Origin of the sequence: Paenibacillus violae (genome assembly GCF_032461945.1) — a bacterium.
GTDB lineage: Bacteria > Bacillota > Bacilli > Paenibacillales > NBRC-103111 > Paenibacillus_E > Paenibacillus_E violae.
This window is the reverse complement of record NZ_JAWCUD010000012.1, coordinates 1-17,424: the sequence shown is the minus strand read 5'-3', so window position 1 is coordinate 17,424 and position 17,424 is coordinate 1. Positions and strand designations below refer to the sequence as shown.

At 48.0% G+C, this 17,424-nt stretch carries 12 protein-coding genes and 1 riboswitch; of the genes, 7 read left to right on the top strand and 5 right to left on the bottom strand.

Annotated elements, in window-relative coordinates:
- Positions 1-9: 9 nt before the first annotated feature.
- From RQP52_RS27965 to RQP52_RS27945, 5 genes are all read right to left on the bottom strand, one after another.
- A complete protein-coding gene (locus RQP52_RS27965) occupies positions 10-1,956 on the bottom strand; it encodes an ABC transporter permease (RefSeq protein ID WP_315954900.1) in 1,947 nt (648 codons plus the stop codon).
- On the bottom strand, positions 1,946-2,707 hold the full coding sequence (locus tag RQP52_RS27960; protein WP_315954899.1) for an ABC transporter ATP-binding protein: 762 nt from the start codon (positions 2,705-2,707) through the stop codon (positions 1,946-1,948). Before RQP52_RS27960 ends, RQP52_RS27965 begins: the two co-directional genes overlap by 11 nt.
- A gap of 98 nt (positions 2,708-2,805) precedes the next feature.
- Positions 2,806-3,816 carry a sensor histidine kinase gene (locus RQP52_RS27955; RefSeq protein WP_315954898.1) on the bottom strand — a complete coding sequence of 337 codons (1,011 nt, stop codon included), beginning with the start codon at positions 3,814-3,816 and terminating at the stop codon, positions 2,806-2,808.
- Positions 3,809-4,504, bottom strand: a complete 696-nt coding sequence (locus RQP52_RS27950) for a response regulator transcription factor (protein ID WP_315954897.1) — start codon at positions 4,502-4,504, stop codon at positions 3,809-3,811. Before RQP52_RS27950 ends, RQP52_RS27955 begins: the two co-directional genes overlap by 8 nt.
- A gap of 141 nt (positions 4,505-4,645) precedes the next feature.
- A complete protein-coding gene (locus tag RQP52_RS27945; protein WP_315954896.1) occupies positions 4,646-5,911 on the bottom strand; it encodes an S-layer homology domain-containing protein in 1,266 nt (421 codons plus the stop codon).
- A gap of 156 nt (positions 5,912-6,067) precedes the next feature.
- Here RQP52_RS27945 and bcp point away from each other — a divergent pair, with 156 nt between their 5' ends.
- The 7 genes from bcp to RQP52_RS27910 all read left to right on the top strand — a co-directional run bounded on the left by bcp (position 6,068) and on the right by RQP52_RS27910 (position 17,050).
- Positions 6,068-6,547 (top strand): thioredoxin-dependent thiol peroxidase, encoded by a 480-nt coding sequence (gene bcp / locus RQP52_RS27940; RefSeq protein ID WP_315954895.1) that lies wholly within the window; start codon positions 6,068-6,070, stop codon positions 6,545-6,547.
- 1,082 nt (positions 6,548-7,629) lie between these two features.
- Positions 7,630-9,084, top strand: coding sequence for a polysaccharide deacetylase (locus RQP52_RS27935; protein WP_315954894.1), 1,455 nt, complete (start codon positions 7,630-7,632; stop codon positions 9,082-9,084).
- 65 nt (positions 9,085-9,149) lie between these two features.
- Positions 9,150-10,127 carry an AAA family ATPase gene (locus RQP52_RS27930; protein ID WP_315954893.1) on the top strand — a complete coding sequence of 326 codons (978 nt, stop codon included), beginning with the start codon at positions 9,150-9,152 and terminating at the stop codon, positions 10,125-10,127.
- Positions 10,128-10,138: 11 nt separating this feature from the next.
- Positions 10,139-11,353, top strand: coding sequence for a DUF58 domain-containing protein (locus RQP52_RS27925; protein WP_315954892.1), 1,215 nt, complete (start codon positions 10,139-10,141; stop codon positions 11,351-11,353).
- On the top strand, positions 11,340-13,664 hold the full coding sequence (locus RQP52_RS27920) for a transglutaminase-like domain-containing protein (RefSeq protein ID WP_315954891.1): 2,325 nt from the start codon (positions 11,340-11,342) through the stop codon (positions 13,662-13,664). The genes RQP52_RS27925 and RQP52_RS27920 overlap by 14 nt, the downstream gene beginning before the upstream one ends.
- A 111-nt stretch (positions 13,665-13,775) precedes the next feature.
- Positions 13,776-15,314, top strand: coding sequence for a glutamine-hydrolyzing GMP synthase (gene guaA, locus RQP52_RS27915; protein WP_315954890.1), 1,539 nt, complete (start codon positions 13,776-13,778; stop codon positions 15,312-15,314).
- 89 nt (positions 15,315-15,403) lie between these two features.
- Positions 15,404-15,504: riboswitch (purine riboswitch) on the top strand.
- Between the two features lie 142 nt (positions 15,505-15,646).
- A complete protein-coding gene (locus RQP52_RS27910) occupies positions 15,647-17,050 on the top strand; it encodes an NCS2 family permease (RefSeq protein ID WP_315954889.1) in 1,404 nt (467 codons plus the stop codon).
- Positions 17,051-17,424 lie beyond the last annotated feature (374 nt).

Here is a 17,424-nt window from a genome sequence, read left to right as displayed (position 1 = left end):
AATCATCTATCAAAGCGCTTGGCGGATGACTTTCTTATAATGCTTCACGGAAAGAAATCCGAAGACGGAATATAAAGCGGTATAAAGCACCATGACCACGATCATGGGTGTCCACAGTTCCGCTCCGAACAGGAACCAACCGGATTGGACGGCGAAGTAACTATGCGTAAGGCCGACGACAAGCGGGATTCCGAAGCTAAATAGCTGCTTACGGCGAATCCCTTTTAATAAATCCTCTTGCGTGTAGCCAAGTTTTCGTAAAATCGTGTAGGTCGGCTTCTCGTCTTCGCTCTCATCCATCTGTTTGAAATACAGGATGCAGCCTGATGTGATCAGGAACGTAAGGCCGAGAAAGCCGACGATGAACATCGTAAGTCCCATTCTATTTTTTTGGTTCATAGTGCTATCCAACCGGGAATCACCGCGGTCATCTTTATCAAAACCTAAGTCTCCGAAAATCTGATTGGCGGTTGACAGCTCAGCCTCGTTTACAATATCGATGCCCAGATAGAGGGAGGACTTCTTTTGCAACGATGGCACCAGATCCTGTTTAAGCCGTTGAAAGACGGAGTCGTCTACGATAGCAACAGGCATGCCGCCGTTCGTGAAGTACCATGAGACGATGGATTGCTTCTTCGAACCTAAATAGGTGAGAGGGGTAACGGCGTGCTGTCCGGCTAATTCGAGCTTCCCGGAATCTTTGAAGCTCATAAACTTACTCAACAGATCGTTGGTGCCGGTAAACAGAATTTGCTCAGGCGTCATATTGTAGGAAGGCGTATTTACATCGCTGATCACGGAAAGCGTCATATCACTCGGATCCACCATAAGCCCGTTCATATTACCGGCTATAATTCCTCTTATGTTGGCTTTAGCCTGTATCACTTCAATGGTCGTATCCTTATGCGAAATGTGGCGGGCATCCAGCGCCGCCTTGAACGTATCGGCATCGTCCTTTTGCGTGATGGCGAAGTGGGACGGCACATCGTTTTTTGCTGTTTTTTCCGCAGAATAGTACGAAATGTAGCTTAATGATAGTAAGGCGATAGCTAAGGCGGATACGGTTGTAATGACAGTCAGCAGCAGGGCATTGGATTTCATTCGAAACATAATGGAAGAGAGCGAGAGGACCTCGCGAACATTCAAATATCCGTTTTTCTTCTTGCGAATGACGTTAAGCAGCATGCGAACGGAGCCTCGATAAAACAGATAAGAACCGATAATAACCGAAGCCAGAATAAAAATCATGGCTGTGAACAATTCGACCATTGTCGTGTAACTGCCGCTGAACAGCTTGGATGAAACATAATAGCCGAGCAAGATGAGCGTAATGCCAATCAATCCTAGGACTGCTTCTGCAAGAGATAGCCGTTTTACTTTAATCTCGGTTGACGTGGTAACTCGGAACAGTGACAGGATGGTTTGTCTTTTTATAAATACGTAGTTAACCAGCATGATTAGCAAATAGACGGCCACGAATACAACGAAGGTTTGGACTAACGCCTGGGTCGAAAAGTGAAGCGTTGCAATCGCGTTGACCCCCGTAATTTGGAACAATATCATCAGAATCAGCTTCGACACCGAGAACCCGATAAAACTTCCGACAATAAGCGAGCTGAAATACAGGATGAAGTTCTCTGTGCTGAGGATCCGGAAAATGGACGTTTTCGTCATGCCGATCAGCTGCAATAAGCCGATTTCTTTGCTGCGTCTTTTTACGAAGATGTTATTAGCATACAAGTTGAAAATGGCGACAATTGCGATTAGCAGAATCGAGGCAGACTTGATGGCTGCTGCTCCTTTGATGGAGCCTCTGGTCTGATCCAAAGCGGGATCGTACTGCAAAGTGACGAAAGCAAAGTACAGCGCGACACTGAACATCAGAGCGAATATATATAAATAATAGTGCTTGATGTTCGCTTTCAAATTTTGAATAATCAGCTGGTTAATGCTCATTCTGCACACCGCCTAGAACTGCTTGAGTCTTCATGATATCTTGAAAAAACGCTTGTCTGGATTCTTGCCCTTTATAAAGCTGTGTGTATATTTGCCCGTCTTTGATGAAAATAACCCGGCTTCCGTAGCTCGCAGCGACGGAGTCGTGCGTGACCATGACGATGGTAGCTGTGCGCTTTTCGTTCATATCGCTCAGCTTATGCAGCAAATCCGATGCGGATTTGGAGTCGAGCGCCCCGGTTGGCTCATCTGCAAAAATAAGGCCCGGCTCATGAACGAACGCTCTGGCCGCGGAGGTCCGCTGTTTTTGGCCGCCTGAGATTTCATTAGGATATTTATCCTTGATTTCATAAATGCCCAGCTCCGTGGCGACGGCTTGGAACTTGGACTCAGCGTCCTGCTTGGAAGTTTTGGCGATAGAAAGCGGCAGAAGAATATTTTCTTTGACGGTCAAGGTGTCGAGCAGATTATAATCTTGAAAAATAAACCCCAAATGCCGCTTGCGAAACTCGGCTAACTGCTTTTCCTTCAAAGTCGTAATCTCTTTGCCCTCGATTTGAATAGAGCCTTGGCTGACCTTATCGATGGAGGAAAGCACATTCAGCAACGTGGTTTTCCCCGAGCCCGACGCCCCCATAATACTGACGAACTCTCCCTTTTCAATTCGGATATCTAGCCCCTTCAGAACCTCTTGCTTATTGAATTTATTGCCGTAGCTTTTATGAATTTTCACTGCTTCCAGAATTGTCATTTCACACACTCCTTTATTCGATAGCTTTATTATAAAAAGAGCTGCCCGTTTTCTCCCGCGATCGGGCGAACAAAGAAGAGAGGCATGTGACAAAGTTGTCACATGCCTGTGATGCGCATGACCTCATTCGGCTGGGGGAAGATGAGGGTGAACGTGGTGCCAGCGCCCGGCTCCGAGCTCACGGCGATGTGAATCAGCATCGATTCGGCGGCTTTCTTCGCCAAATAGAGGCCCATCCCCGTAGCGGCACTGTCTTGGTGCCAGGCTGTGGAGGTAAAGCCCTTATCGAAGATGCGCGGCAAATCCTTCGGTTCGATCCCGCGGCCGTGGTCGCTGACATCAAGGACCGTCCGTTCGTCGCGGCGGCGCGTCCGGATGATGATATCCGCAGCATGAGGATCACTATACTTCACGGCGTTCGTCACCAGCTGACGCAGAATGAAAGCGAGCCATTTGGCATCGCTCAGCACGTCCGTCACTTCGAAATCAAGATCGAAGCCGATGCCTTTTTGGATGCACCATGTCTGTAGCGTCTTAATTTCTGCATAGGTCAATGATTCCAAATTCACCTGTTCGATATACAGGTCGTTCTCCATGAACGGGAGCCGCTTCTGATGAAGCTGTTTATCCAGGAGAAGGTGAATCCGCAGCCATTCGTAGGTTAAAGCGGTCTTCATCGTCTCATCTTCCAGACGGTCCATCATGAGCCGCATGGCGGTGAGTGGTGTTTTGACTTCGTGAATCCACGCCAGCAAATCGTCCTTCTCCTGTTCTAGTGCAACCTGATGCCTGGACGCAGATTGACGGAGATGCTCGGCCAGATTTATCATGCTGGTCTCTACGACTGACTCCAAGGGACTATCCGCACCCGCTAAGGCGGAGAGATCCAGATTGTTGTCTCGTTCCTCAAGCTGTTTATAGAAACGAGTTTCTTTGTTGTAACGAAAAATGAAAAAGATGAGAAATAACGTTGTCGTTAGAAAGACAATGTAAAGAATAGGGCCAAAGGGGATGGCCTTATCCAAAAAGGCAATAAGCAGAACAAGAGCCTGTGCGGAAATAAAGAAAAGGAGCCAGCTTCTTCTTTCGACGAGATAACGTCTAATCATGGAAATGAGCCTCTTCTGTGGCCATATAACCTTGCCCGACCTTAGTTTCGATAAAACGACCTAACCCCAGCTCGTCCAGTGTTTTCCGAAGTCGATTAACATTGACGGTTAAGGTGTTGTCGCTGACAAACCGCTGGTCGTCCCAGAGGCTGTTAATGATGACGTCCCGGCTAACGATGGTGTTCTTACGTTCGATGAGCAATTTGAGAATGAAGATTTCATTCTTCGTTAATTCGATGGTACCGGTTTCGTTCGTCACCGTATTTTTCTCGTAATCAATCGTAGCACCGCACCAAGTTTTCAATTTGAGAGGCTCCGTGTTGTAGTTATAGACCCGGCGGAGAATTGCATGGATTTTGGCGATAAGCACGTCGAAATGAAACGGCTTCTGAATGAAATCATCGGCGCCAAGCTGCATCGACATCACCATGTCCGTGGGATGATCGCGTGAGGACAAGAAAACGATGGGGACATTGGAGTGAATTCGAATCATACGGCACCAATGGAACCCGTCAAATTTCGGGAGCTGAATATCAATAATCACGAGATCCGGTTTCAAGGCCGCGAACGTTTCGAGGACCCGGCCAAAATCTGTAATGCCATGCACATCGTAGGACCACTGAGCGAGCCGGTCCTTCACTTCTGTGAAAAGAGTGGCATCGTCTTCGATCAGCAATATTTTAAACATAGGGAATCACCTGCTTGCGACAAATTTCTAACATTCATTGTAATGGATAAAAGAGGGAAGTGCGAATTGGCATCCTCATCGCCACATGCAAAAGAACCTTAATCACCACGAAACGTGGGAATCAAGGTTCTTTTTGTACACTTATTGAGCAGGCGTAGGAGCAGGAACAGGGACTGGAACAGGCTTCGCTTTCTTAGCTTCCTCTGGTAATTGAATATCTATCGGCTGGTTCACATCTTGATAGGTCATAGACATGGTCATATCTACTTGTTCAATCGGAATATTTGGATCTTCACCATATTCAACGATATAATCGCCATCCATGCTGACAGGAAGTTTGGTCTGCTCATCTACCGTAAGTACAGCGGATAATGAAACGCTCATTCCTGCAATTGCAGGCGAGTTGAGCACCTCTTTGAAAGCATCCTGGCTGCCGCCAAGTCCACTTAATGTTTTGACAATATCGGCGGTGTTGGTTAGCTTTCCTCGAATAGAGACCTTGCGCTGTTTCTGCCCATCCTTCTCAGTCGTGCCAAGATCCTTGTAGAAGAAATATGGCGTTACCAAGGTTTTACTTATATCCATGCTTTTCTTCTGCAGCTCCATCACCTGCTCGAAGGTAAACGGCACTTGTTTGGACATATCAAACCACTCGATGCCGTCATTTGTTGCATTAGGCATCGACATGAAAGTACCTTGACTAACCATGTATTGCTCCATGTTGATCGTTTTCATGACCATATCCGAGCCTGGGGCAACAGTCGTAATGGATTGATGAAGGCCTTGATCCTTATTATAGCTGATGTCCGACTTAACAGTTGTCTGCAGGTTGTTCAGCGGAGATCCCGCATTTGGATGAAGCAGAATATGCATGCCCATCTCCATGTGACCGCGGAACGTTTTCAGATCCGTTGGTGAGGTTGGATCCGCAACGAGCCAGGAGGACACCGAAGGGTCGTTCGCTAGCGCTTTTTTGATGGCTGCTCCTGCTGTGTCTAGGGTAATACCTGCAGTTTGGCCGCTGAAATCAACGCTGTAATCGCTTTTCAAAACAGTGCTCGCCTTACTGTCGGCCAGACCTAGAAATCTCCCCAGAATGAGGGAAGCCTCCGCGGGGCTAACGGCTTGGTCCAGGCGGAATGTGCCGTCTGAATATCCTTGCAGGATTCGGCGTTCACGCATGATACGTACGGTGTTAGCATAGGGAGAATCCGAACTGACGTCGGAAGGCAGGACAGTTTGTTTATTCAAAGGTGTCAGTTTCAGCTCGTCGGTAATTTGTTTAATGAATTGTCCCCGTGTAATAAGTGCGCTATCATCTGCTGCAGCGGCAGAGACTGATAAAGTTGGGAGGGCTAGTGTCAGTCCCAATGTGGAGAGTAATGACATACGTTGAATAGGATGCATGACGATTCTTCACTCCTTAAAATTTTTATACCATCCTATTAAACCTAACATGATTTTCATGTTATATGCTAGTTTTGGACATCGCGGTTTGATGTGAGGCTGCAAATATCGCATAATGAGTGAAGATAAGAAGGAATGGATAGGAGCGTTCATAGAATGGCTAAGAAAAAAGAGCAAGAGACGGTCAAACGTCTTGCCCCTGATTTTACACTGCCTGCATCGAGTGGCAGCAGCGTGTCGCTGCATGATTATAAAGGTAAAAAGGTAGTTATCTACTTTTACCCGCAAGATAATACGCCGACCTGTACGCAGCAGTCCTGTGATTTCCGCGACTATAACGGCAAGTTCGCCGAACTCGGGGTTGAAGTCATCGGCATTAGTCCTGATGAACTGAACGCCCATCATAAATTTATCGCGAAATATGAGCTGCCTTTCCTGCTGCTTTCTGACAGCGATCACCAGGTGGCTGAAAAGTACGGGGTATGGGCGCTCAAAAAGCTATATGGCCGTGAGTACATGGGCATTGTCCGTTCGACCTTCCTCATTGACGAGGAAGGTTACATCGTGAAGGAATGGAGTAAGGTGCGGATAAAAAACCATGTCCAGTCGGTGCTGGAAGCGGTCGAAGCACTGTAAGAAGAAGGCTGTCGAGAGAGGTTCTCGGCGGCTTTTTTTGAAAGATAAGAATTTATATGTTTTGGGGTTGAGCGAAAGCTCAACCTTTATTTAATTTTGTTGTTAAAATCTAAGTATGGAATCGAATCTACTCAAACAAATATTTTTCGTTGTAAAGACGGCTGTGCAGCAAAGTTGATGGGCTACGTTGCATTACATACAACGTAATGGTGTGGTCAGATCGCGATTGCGGTCTTTCGTTGCACATAATACAACCATTTGTTGCAAAAGGTGAATTGTAAGCGATTTAAATGCAACAATCGTTGTATAAAGTGCAATAATGAGGTGAAATGAGGCCCCTTTACGGCCAAATGGTTGCGCAAAATACAACATAGCTGTCACAGTCGCTGCTATCGCTCCAGCGGTTCTTCCCTGAGGGGAACTACAGGGCCCTATTTCATCGAAATAGGCTCCTCTTAACGTGGAGGGGAACTGACGTCCTCTATTTGTCCGTTTTCTTGAAGAAATCGGGGGTAGGCGGTCAAATAGGGCCCTGCAGTTCCGCTTGAACGCGGAAACGGACTTAATTTGTTAGAATAGCGGCCTGTAGTTCCTCCAAGTGGCTAGCCAGCTTATCTCTCCTATGAGGATGCCCCCTCCGCCATATGTCTCAGTAACGCTGAATTTTTAGCGGCGTTGGGTGTTCTACACTGCCAAAACTCGCTCCCACTGGGCTCTTAACAAGCTAAACTACGGAGGGAAATTAACTCCTCCAACGATTCCTTTCTCCTCAACGAGGAACTACAGTCCGCTATTTCATCTAGAAGCAGCCGTTTGCTAGTTGGAGTGGAACTGTGATCCTCTATTTTGCCGATTTTAAGCGAAATACTGGGTTTTTAACAAATAAGACCCTGTAGTTCCGTCTAGCCCATGAAAACGGCCGATTACACCAAAATAGAGGACTCTAGTTCCCTTAAACATCTCTTCAGATTACTACGACTCCTCATCGGAAAATTGCTGCTAGACAAGAGACATACTCCCCGTCCATCTCCCATATACTCTATCAGGTAGTAAAATGATAGAACAAGCGGAGGGATCATCGCATGCGTTTTCAAGTTCAACATGCAGCCAGTAAACGGAAAAGTATTCAACTCACTATGGTCTTGCTACTACTAGTTTCCCTGTTTCTTTCTGCGGTTCCTGTTAGGGCCACAGAGGGGGATGGAACCTCCGCCAAAGATGAGCAGGAGATTTATCAAAAGCTCAAAACGGGCAAACGCCTGCAGCAGGAAGAGAAAAACTATGTAACACCTGAGCAGCCTACGGTTTATTTAACCTTTGATGATGGTCCTAGCAAGTTAACGGGCAAGGTTCTGGATATTTTAGAGAAAGAAGGCGTGAAAGCCACGTTTTTTGCACTGGGTGAACAAGCCAAAGAGTACCCCGATATGGTGAAAAGAATTTTGAAAGACGGACATACCCTCGGCAATCATTCCTATAATCATGTATATAAAGAGCTTTATAGCGATTTTCAAACGTTTTGGGATCAAATTCAACGCAGTGAGGAAATCTTCGCCGACATTGCAGACACCCGCCCGCAATTCGTGCGCGCTCCTGGAGGGACCTATACCAATTTCGATGCCTATTACTACTATTTAATGGATAAAGCGGGTTATACCGTCGTTGACTGGAATGTTGACAGCGGAGATTCGAAGAGAGTTCATGTACCGGCAAATGAGATTTGGCAAACGGTCAAGGATTCACCGCTCGAGCACGAAATGACGGTTCTATTCCATGATGGCACGGGGCATGAATCAACAGTAGAGATCCTGCCTAAAGTGATCGAATATTATAAGAACCTGGGTTATGCTTTCGCACCCCTGACAACTGATGTAAAGCCGAAGCAATTCCAAGTGGGAAAATCCAAGTGGTCAAGAAACATGAGTGCGGCTCATTTTCAACAACTATGGGAGGAAACACAACAATATGCGACCGTACACCAGCATCCGGGCCTGCAGCAAGTCAAGGAGGAGCCTAAGAATACGGATGAGCAGCTAGGGAAGCAAAAGGTGGCAGAAGCAGATGAAGAGTCTCCACTACTCGCTATAAAGCCGACTGTGCCGCTTAAGGTTCACTTTTCTCAGTGGAGCAGTGTTACTTTGGAGCCTGCACAATATCAATTGCGATCGAATCGAATTGAGCTTTCATTGCGTTTTTTAATTGAAAAGTTAGGTGGAAACGTACAGTGGCAGGATATAACGAAGACAGCTAATGCTCACTACGGCATTTACGATATTCAATATGACTTACCGGCGAGAACGATTCGCGCCTATGCTTTGGGAAATAACGTAGCCACCTACTCGCTCGCAGATATGGAACTGCAGGAGGGGACGATGGTCGTGCCCCTGCGTAAAACGGTAGATTCGCTAGGAGGTAGAATTACGGACACGGTGATGGAAGAGGGCAGACGGGAAGTGGCGATGGCCTTCCGACAATTCTTTATCCTGAAAGATAATAATAGTAGTCTAAAAAACTCTCTATTTGCCCTAGCAGGTTAATGTCTAAAAGAGTAGAAGACTGGAAAAACTAGAAGCATACCTTTAAGTAAGGAGGCTTCTTGACTATGCAGTCGAAAACACGAATATTCGATCAGCCGCAGCCTCTCGTGGAACGGATGATCCTGAATGTGGAGAAAGTGATTGTTGGCAAAAGAGAGACGATCGAGCAGGCGTTTATCGCGATGTTGAGCGGCGGTCATCTTTTATTGGAAGACGTGCCGGGTGTGGGAAAAACGATGTTAGTGCGCGCTTTGGCAAGAACCATTGGTTGCGAGTTTAAGAGAATACAATGTACGCCGGATTTGCTGCCATCCGATGTGACGGGCGTGTCTGTTTATAATGCGAAGACAGGCGATTTTGAATTTCGCCCCGGACCGTTAATGACGCCGATCGTATTGGCGGACGAATGCAACAGGACCTCTCCGAAAACACAATCTGCTTTTCTGGAAGCGATGGAAGAGAAGCGGGTCACGGTGGATGGAGTGGGCTATGAACTGCCGAAGCCCTTCGTCTTGATGGCAACTCAAAATCCCGTAGATTATGAAGGGACTTATGCGCTGCCTGAAGCGCAAATGGATCGCTTCCTGATGAAGCTATCCTTAGGCTATCCGACGCCGGATCAAGAGATTCTGATGCTCGACCGACTCCAGGATCGCCATCCGATCGACCAAGTGAAGCCTGTTATTGTGCAGGATGAATTTGTGCAGTTACAAAGAGAAGCAGCTATGATTCATGTCGATAATACGTTAAAAGATTTCATCGTTCGCCTTGCTTTAGCTACAAGGGAACATACGGATTTGTACCTTGGTGCAAGTCCAAGGGCATCCCACGCGTTGATGCGTGCTGCGCAAACGTCCGCTTATATGAAAGGCAGAACGTTCGTTGTGCCGGATGATATTAAGGATTTGGTGCTGCCTGTTTGGACACACCGGCTTATTCTGACCTCCGAGGCTCGGATGACGGGCAAGTCGGCGGAACGGATATTAGCGGATCTATTAGCTTCCTTGCAAACTCCAGTACTTCGCTATGTTTCGTCGAAGTAGGGGGCACATTCATGAAAAGCTGGGGTAAATCGTCGCTGCTCTTTGTGGGGTGTGTCCTATCGGTTTTGTTGGTTTATTGGCAAGGTGGCTTCGCTGCCTGGTATTTAGGATGCTGCTTGACTTTGATATGGATTCAGGCGGGATTGTTTTATGTCTTTGCGTTCAAAGGGCTGTCGATCAATCGGCAGTTGTCCGGAGAAGTATTTGTAGCGGGTGAAGATATCACGATCAGCCTTGGGATTGCACACCGTGCGCGGATGCCAATGCCTTGGCTGGTCGTCAAAGAAACGTGGGTCCATGAAGGAAGCGGGGCTCAGCTGATCTATAGCAAGCTGCTTTTCCCATGGTTTCAGTCCACGATCCTTTTCCGTTATAAAATTACGGGCCTTATGCGCGGCGTATACCGCTTCGCAGGCTGTGAAGCGGTCACCGGCGATATGTTCGGTTTCGCCGTTCGCCGAACGCGCCGGGACGAGATTCACCGGTGCCTCGTTTATCCGAAGGCGGATACGCTGGGCCGCTCCGGCATGACCTTTCACGCGGACGACGGCGACGTGCCTACCGCCCGTGGTCCTAAAGCGGAGACACCGCTCATCAGCGGTGTCCGTGACTATGCCAGCGGTGACCCGTATCACCGCATTCATTGGAAATCCACAGCCCGGTTGAACCGGCTGATGACCAAGGACCCCGAGCAGGCCGCCTCCGCGAAGCGGATGCTGCTGCTCGACGCGGCGCCTGCGGCGGCTCCAGCTGAAGCGGCTCAGCCGCTGCTGGAGAAGGGCGTCGCCCTCGCGGCAGGCTTCTTCGAAGCCGCCGCTGGCGGGCGCGAGAGCTGCGGCTTTGCCAGCAGCTCGAACGGAAAGCGAATCGCGCCGACGATTCGCCCGGATCTGACGCTCGCGTACGAAGTACTCGCGAGCGTGGGCGGCAAGCCCGCCATGGCCTTTCCTGACTTCGTCAGGAAAGAGGCGGCGGCCTTGCCGCCGGATGCGTCGATGGTGTGTATCACATCGACGCTCGATGTGGCGCTGGTGCGCGCGATCGCGGATGCGCGCACCAGGCGCCGTTCCGTGCACGTGATCTACGTGCACGCCAAGCCCTCCCTCTCGGTCGCTGAGCGAGAGGGGGCTTCGCAGCTGCAAGCCGCAGGCTGCAGCTTCACGGAAGTGCCACACCCGCGGGGTCAGTGGCCGAAGCAAGGAGGTGTCGCGGATGCAACCGCTTGAACCACGGCGCGATTCGCGCATGCCCTTTATTCGCCCTTCAGGAGCGATTCCACCAGGTCCCATCTTCCACGCCAGCGCAGTGACCGGCACGGGGACATCATCGCCGCTCCACCAAACCTTTTTCCGAGACATCTTGATCTCTCTCTTGCTGTTCTTACTGATTTCAGAATGGCTCCATCCATTGGCGTGGATGGCAGATACGTCGATTGAAGCCGGCCCGATATTGGTCGTTTTTGCGTTATGCATCGCCATAGATTGCTTTAAAGTTCCTTACACTTGGGGATGGACGGCCAAAGGCGTGTTGATCCTGCTTTTCGTCGGATTTATGTTTGACAGGGAAACCTTTATAACCGGAGCGTGGGTCTTTGACTTGCTTAGAACGATCGTTCAGGATGTCGGTTATCTGATGCAGGCCCATTTTGACCTCATCAGCGGTGAACTCAGGACTTTACTATTTTTGCTGGGCTGGTCGCTGCTTATTTCCGTGATACAGGCGCTAATGCTGCAAAGACAGCACAGCCTATGGTTTGTTGCTGCCACGTTGATTTATTTGGTTGTCCTACAATTGGTATTTGGTGCGGATACCGTGCAAGGCATCATGCGCACAATAGGATATGGATTGCTGCTGTTAGCGCTGCTGAATCTTTCGAGAATCGAGCAAACCTACGGCTTTGCTTCGGTTCGTCCCGGAAGCGCTTTTAGGTGGGTGGCCGTTAGTGCAGCCGTAGTGGGGGTGCTAACCGCAGCCGCCTGGTATTCGGCCAAGCAGGCCGAGCCGGAAGCGCTGATGAAGCCGGTAAGCTGGGCGTATATGTCCGATCGGTTGTTTGAACTTTACAATGAGGAGACGCATGCCGGTGGAGCTGTGGCCAAATCAGGCTACGGTCAAAATGACACTTCCTTAGGAGGTCCACTCCAAGTAGACACGACTCCGGTATTCACAGCCAAAACATCAGAGCCTACTTACTGGCGTGGAGAATCCAAAAATTTCTACGACGGCAAAGGCTGGACTCAAACGAATCAAACGCTTGAGCCGTACGCAGCGCCTGTTCAAACAGGTTCAGGAAAGCTTGTAGCACAAGAAGTTTTGTGGAACGACAAGTCGCCGAATAAGCAGTTGTTCTTAGGTGGCAATCTACTGGGTGTGGACTCTCTTCTGACGGAGAAGGGGAAGCCGCTATCACGGGACATCCTGCTCAAGTCTACGCTGAGCGGGAAAGTGGCTTTGCCTGAGATTGCAGATCCTTTGTCGTATTACAAAGTAACCGTACAGCCTGTTAGGGAAGATCCGACTTTGCTGAATTCGGATGTCGGTTCTTACCCGCCAGAGATTACGGGCGATTACTTGCAGCTGCCGTCAACGTTGCCGAGATCGGTTCGCAGCATTGCCGAACAAATTACAGCGAACCGGCTTACGCCTTATGCCAAAGCCGTTGCGATTGAGCAGTATTTGAGCCATACCTATACGTACAGCCTTGAGAAGCCGACGACTCCTAGTCGAAGTGAGGACTTTGTCAGTCACTTTTTGTTCGTGGATAAGACCGGTTATTGTGATCATTTTTCAACGTCGATGGTGGTGATGCTGCGCTCTGTCGGTGTGCCAGCCCGCTGGGTCAAAGGTTATGCGCCCGGAACACTGCAATCGACTGACCATGAGGCGGATCAGCTTCAAGAAGTGTTGGTTCGTAACTCGGATGCGCATTCTTGGGTGGAAGTGTATTTCCCATCTATGGGGTGGGTGCCGTTTGAGCCTACGCCGGGATTCTCGGGGATTTCTTCCGACCATCCAAGAGAGACCTTAACGACGGCTGCTATGGAGCAATCTGCGATGACCGCTTCTCTGATGAATATTCCGGTGCCTGGGAATTTCACAGCGACTTCAAGCGAGTGGCTGCAAGCCGCGAAACATACAGTCATCGATTATGCCAAAACAAATCGAAACCTTCTCATCATGTTGCTAGGAGGCCTCATCGTGCTGGCGGCTATTGTCCTCTTGCTGAAGCGAAAAGGTTTCTTGCTTAACGGAGCGCTCGTTCCATTTTACAAACACAGCTTAAATCATCCGCATCCCCTGATTCCTTATATGGATCGTTTGTGGCTCCAATTATTCCGCAAATATGGCGGAAAGCCTAAGGACCAAACCGTGAGAGACTATGTCACCTCTTTGAGTTTCAAGCATCAAGGTCAAAAGCAAGCGCTGCTTAAATTCGCTTTAATCTATGAAAGCATCCGCTATGATGCCGTCAATTCTTCGCATTATACGAAGCGGGAAATTGTGGCAATATGGAAAGCCATTCAAAAGACACATTAAACCCCTTTACATCCTAGGTACCTAATGTTTAAAATTAGTACCTATAAATAGCGGTAAGCGGACAAGGATACCCCTGACACCTCAACCGCTATGAAATTAGGAGGTCGGATAATGAGTAAACCGAGTGAAATGATCGTCGTTTTAGATTTTGGAGGCCAGTACAACCAACTGATTGCTAGACGAATCCGTGATTTGGGCGTGTACAGCGAGCTGCTGCCGTTCAATACAACGGTTGAGAAAATTCGCGAGCTTCAGCCAAAGGGTATTGTGTTCTCTGGCGGTCCATCCAGCGTATACGGTGAGGGAGCACCAGCTGTTGATCCGCAAATCTTCGATTTGGGGATTCCGATTTTGGGGATTTGCTACGGCATGCAGCTAATTGCTCATCAATTGAACGGTAAAGTTGAACGCGCACATACGCGTGAATATGGCAAGGCAGATCTTTCGTTTACGAATGAAAGCCCGCTGGTGAAAGGCTTGGAAGCGAAACAAACGGTATGGATGAGCCATGGTGATCATGTATCCGTTCTTCCTGAAGGTTTCGTCATCGAAGCGAGCACGGATTCCCTTGAAATTGCTGCAATGAGCCATCGTGAGCGTAATATTCATGCGGTACAGTTCCATCCGGAAGTTCGTCACTCCCTTCAAGGGAACGAAATGATCCATAACTTCATTTACGGCGTTTGCGGTTGTGAAGGTGATTGGACGATGTCCTCCTTTGTTGAGGATATGGTAAAAGAACTTCGTCAAGAAGTCGGCGACAAGAAAGTCCTTTGCGCGCTTAGCGGCGGGGTGGATTCATCGGTTGTTGCGATTCTTTTGCATAAAGCGATTGGTTCACAATTGACTTGTATGTTCATTGACCATGGCTTGCTGCGCCAAGGCGAGGCAGAAAGCGTTATGGATACATTTGTTGGCAAATTCGATATGCAAGTGGTCAAAATCGATGCGCGTGAACGTTTCCTCGGCAAATTGGCCGGCGTAGCTGATCCGGAGCAAAAACGTAAAATTATCGGTACGGAATTTATCCGCGTGTTCGAAGAAGAGTCCAGCAAATTCGATGACTTTACATTCCTGGCACAAGGTACGCTTTATACGGATATCGTAGAAAGTGGTACAGCTACAGCGCATACGATTAAATCGCATCACAATGTAGGCGGACTGCCGAAAGATATGAAGTTCAAGCTAATCGAGCCGCTCAAAACGTTGTTTAAAGACGAAGTTCGCAAAGTGGGCGAAGAGTGCGGTCTTCCTGCTGCAATCGTATGGAGACAACCATTCCCAGGTCCTGGTCTGGCTATTCGTGTTCTTGGCGAAGTCACAGAGGACAAGCTGAAAATTGTTCGTGAATCCGACGCCATCCTGCGCGATGAAATCGCGAAAGCAGGCTTGGATCGCGAGATCTGGCAATATTTCACGGCTCTTCCGGGCATGAAAAGCGTTGGGGTTATGGGAGACGCTAGAACGTACTCCTACACTGTAGGCATTCGTGCAGTTACTTCCATCGACGGCATGACAGCCGACTGGGCGCGTATTCCGTGGGATGTGCTGGAGAAAATCTCTGTTCGTATCGTGAACGAAGTTGAGAATGTAAACCGTATTGTCTACGACATTACGTCTAAACCGCCTGCTACAATTGAGTGGGAATAGATAAAATTGAAAAGACGAACGTTCTGGGAAAATTTAACCCTGGAATGTTCGTCTTTTTTATTGACAAAGGGTTATTTCCGCACTAAAATGTGAAATGGATAACAGTTTTTCGTATAATCTTGGGGATTGGCCCGAGAGTTTCTACGAGATCACCGCAAATGATCTGGCTACGAAAAAAAGGACGGAATCTGTGTGAGTTACTATGACTTTTTGTGCTATGCATAGAAGGGGCAACTCTCATAGGGAAGCTCCTTTTTCGTACCCGGAATCAGGCAACATGATTCCGGGTTTTTTGCTGTTCCCCACCATTCGTTTTAGGAGGAGTAGGAAAAATGGATCGCTTTTTCAAATTGAAACAAAACGGCACGAGCGTAAGAACAGAAATCATGGCGGGGATTACAACCTTCATGACGATGGCTTACATCCTTGCAGTCAACCCAGACGTGCTGAGTGCTTTTAAATCGGGAGCTACCGGCGGTGACTGGACTTCGATTTTCTTGGCTACGGCGATTGCTGCCGGTGTTATGACGATTGCTATGGGGTTATTCGTTAACTTTCCTGTTGCGCTTGCGCCGGGAATGGGCTTGAACGCTTATTTTGCAACGATTATCTTGACATCACAAGGTAAGTTTACGTTTTCAATGGGGTTAACCGCCGTGTTTATTTCGGGGATCATCTTTATCATTTTAACCGTGACCCGAATTCGTCAGATCCTCCTTGTCGCTGTTCCAGATGGCCTGAAGCATGCGATTACGGTAGGAATCGGCTTGTTTATCGCGATGATCGGTTTCAAAAACAGCGGTATTCTTACTGTCGCAGTAGAAAGCGGCAAAGATATCAAAGCTCATCAATTTACAGACGTTCTTTCATTTGAAACAGTGTTTCATATGGGTTCATTAGAAGATAAAAGCGTTATTCTAACGATTATCGGTGTTCTGCTGATTTCCATTTTTATGGTGCTGCGCATTCGCGGTGCGATCTTGTTCGGTATCTTGGCCACTACAGTTATCGGCTACTTCATGGGGATGGTTAATCTCGGTACCTTGACAAGTGCAGATACGACATGGGTTCCGGATTTAAGCAAGCTTCGACTCGGTGATTTTGATTTTGCAGGGATTATGACAACGGGGATTGTTTCCGTTATTGCTACATTTACATTCGTTGAATTGTTTGATACATTCGGCACAATGGTTGGAACAGCGAGTCGCGCTGGAATTATGAAGAACAAAGAAGAAGGCAACAAGCGTGTAGGGAAAGCGATGTTTGTAGATGCAATCGGTGTTAGCGGTGGTGCATTAGTTGGAACGAGTACGGTCACTGTATTTGTAGAAAGCGCAGCAGGTGTAGCAGAGGGTGGACGTACTGGTTTGACCGCCGTAACTACGGGCGTATGTTTCTTGCTTGCTCTGTTCCTTGCTCCAATTGCGATGTTGATTCCTGGTTCCGCTACGGCGGCTGCTTTGATCGTTGTTGGTGTTCTGATGGTGCAATCGATTCGTGAGATTGATTTCCAAGACTTCGTTATTGCTATTCCAGCGTTCCTTACTATTGTATTGATGCCTTTCACTTACAATATTGCGAATGGGATTTCCTTTGGTATTGTTACTTATGTGGTATTGGCAGCAGCAGCGAATTTGGGTGGTAAAAGTGAGAAGCGTTATTCCATTCACTGGCTTATGTGGGTATTGGCGATTCTTGTTCTAGCTCGTTACATCTTTATAGGAAGTCAAGGTTAAAAAACTTTAAGCTCTGGTGCATGATGCGCCGGGGCTTTTTTTTGTTACCATATTTTACAATTGGCAAAGGACTTGCAATGCCTTTGCGTATTTGTTATATTACTTCTTGTCGCTTCGGCGGTCGAACGAAAGAACGAAAGTAACTGAAAAAAGTTCTTGCAATCGAATAGGCTGATGTGGTATATTGATCAGGTCGCTTTTGAAGGCGATGGATGAATAAGGAAGTTATTGATCTTTGAAAACTGAACAACGAGTGAGTAAGCACAGTCGAGTAATCGACTATAAATGAGATGAATAATCTCGCTAGCAAGTCAATGAGTACAATTAAGCTTTTCTATTATGGAGAGTTTGATCCTGGCTCAGGACGAACGCTG

What these genes read in the sequence shown, in the direction of transcription:
- RQP52_RS27950 (WP_315954897.1), bottom strand. Translation starts at nt 4,504, where the DNA reads ATGTTTAAAATATTGCTGATCGAAGACGATGCCACTCTTTTCACAGAA.
- RQP52_RS27935 (WP_315954894.1), top strand. Translation starts at nt 7,630, where the DNA reads ATGCGTTTTCAAGTTCAACATGCAGCCAGTAAACGGAAAAGTATTCAA.
- RQP52_RS27910 (WP_315954889.1), top strand. Translation starts at nt 15,647, where the DNA reads ATGGATCGCTTTTTCAAATTGAAACAAAACGGCACGAGCGTAAGAACA.
- RQP52_RS27925 (WP_315954892.1), top strand. Translation starts at nt 10,139, where the DNA reads ATGAAAAGCTGGGGTAAATCGTCGCTGCTCTTTGTGGGGTGTGTCCTA.
- RQP52_RS27960 (WP_315954899.1), bottom strand. Translation starts at nt 2,707, where the DNA reads ATGACAATTCTGGAAGCAGTGAAAATTCATAAAAGCTACGGCAATAAA.
- RQP52_RS27920 (WP_315954891.1), top strand. Translation starts at nt 11,340, where the DNA reads ATGCAACCGCTTGAACCACGGCGCGATTCGCGCATGCCCTTTATTCGC.
- RQP52_RS27945 (WP_315954896.1), bottom strand. Translation starts at nt 5,911, where the DNA reads ATGCATCCTATTCAACGTATGTCATTACTCTCCACATTGGGACTGACA.
- bcp (WP_315954895.1), top strand. Translation starts at nt 6,068, where the DNA reads ATGGCTAAGAAAAAAGAGCAAGAGACGGTCAAACGTCTTGCCCCTGAT.
- RQP52_RS27955 (WP_315954898.1), bottom strand. Translation starts at nt 3,816, where the DNA reads ATGATTAGACGTTATCTCGTCGAAAGAAGAAGCTGGCTCCTTTTCTTT.
- RQP52_RS27930 (WP_315954893.1), top strand. Translation starts at nt 9,150, where the DNA reads ATGCAGTCGAAAACACGAATATTCGATCAGCCGCAGCCTCTCGTGGAA.
- RQP52_RS27965 (WP_315954900.1), bottom strand. Translation starts at nt 1,956, where the DNA reads ATGAGCATTAACCAGCTGATTATTCAAAATTTGAAAGCGAACATCAAG.
- guaA (WP_315954890.1), top strand. Translation starts at nt 13,776, where the DNA reads ATGAGTAAACCGAGTGAAATGATCGTCGTTTTAGATTTTGGAGGCCAG.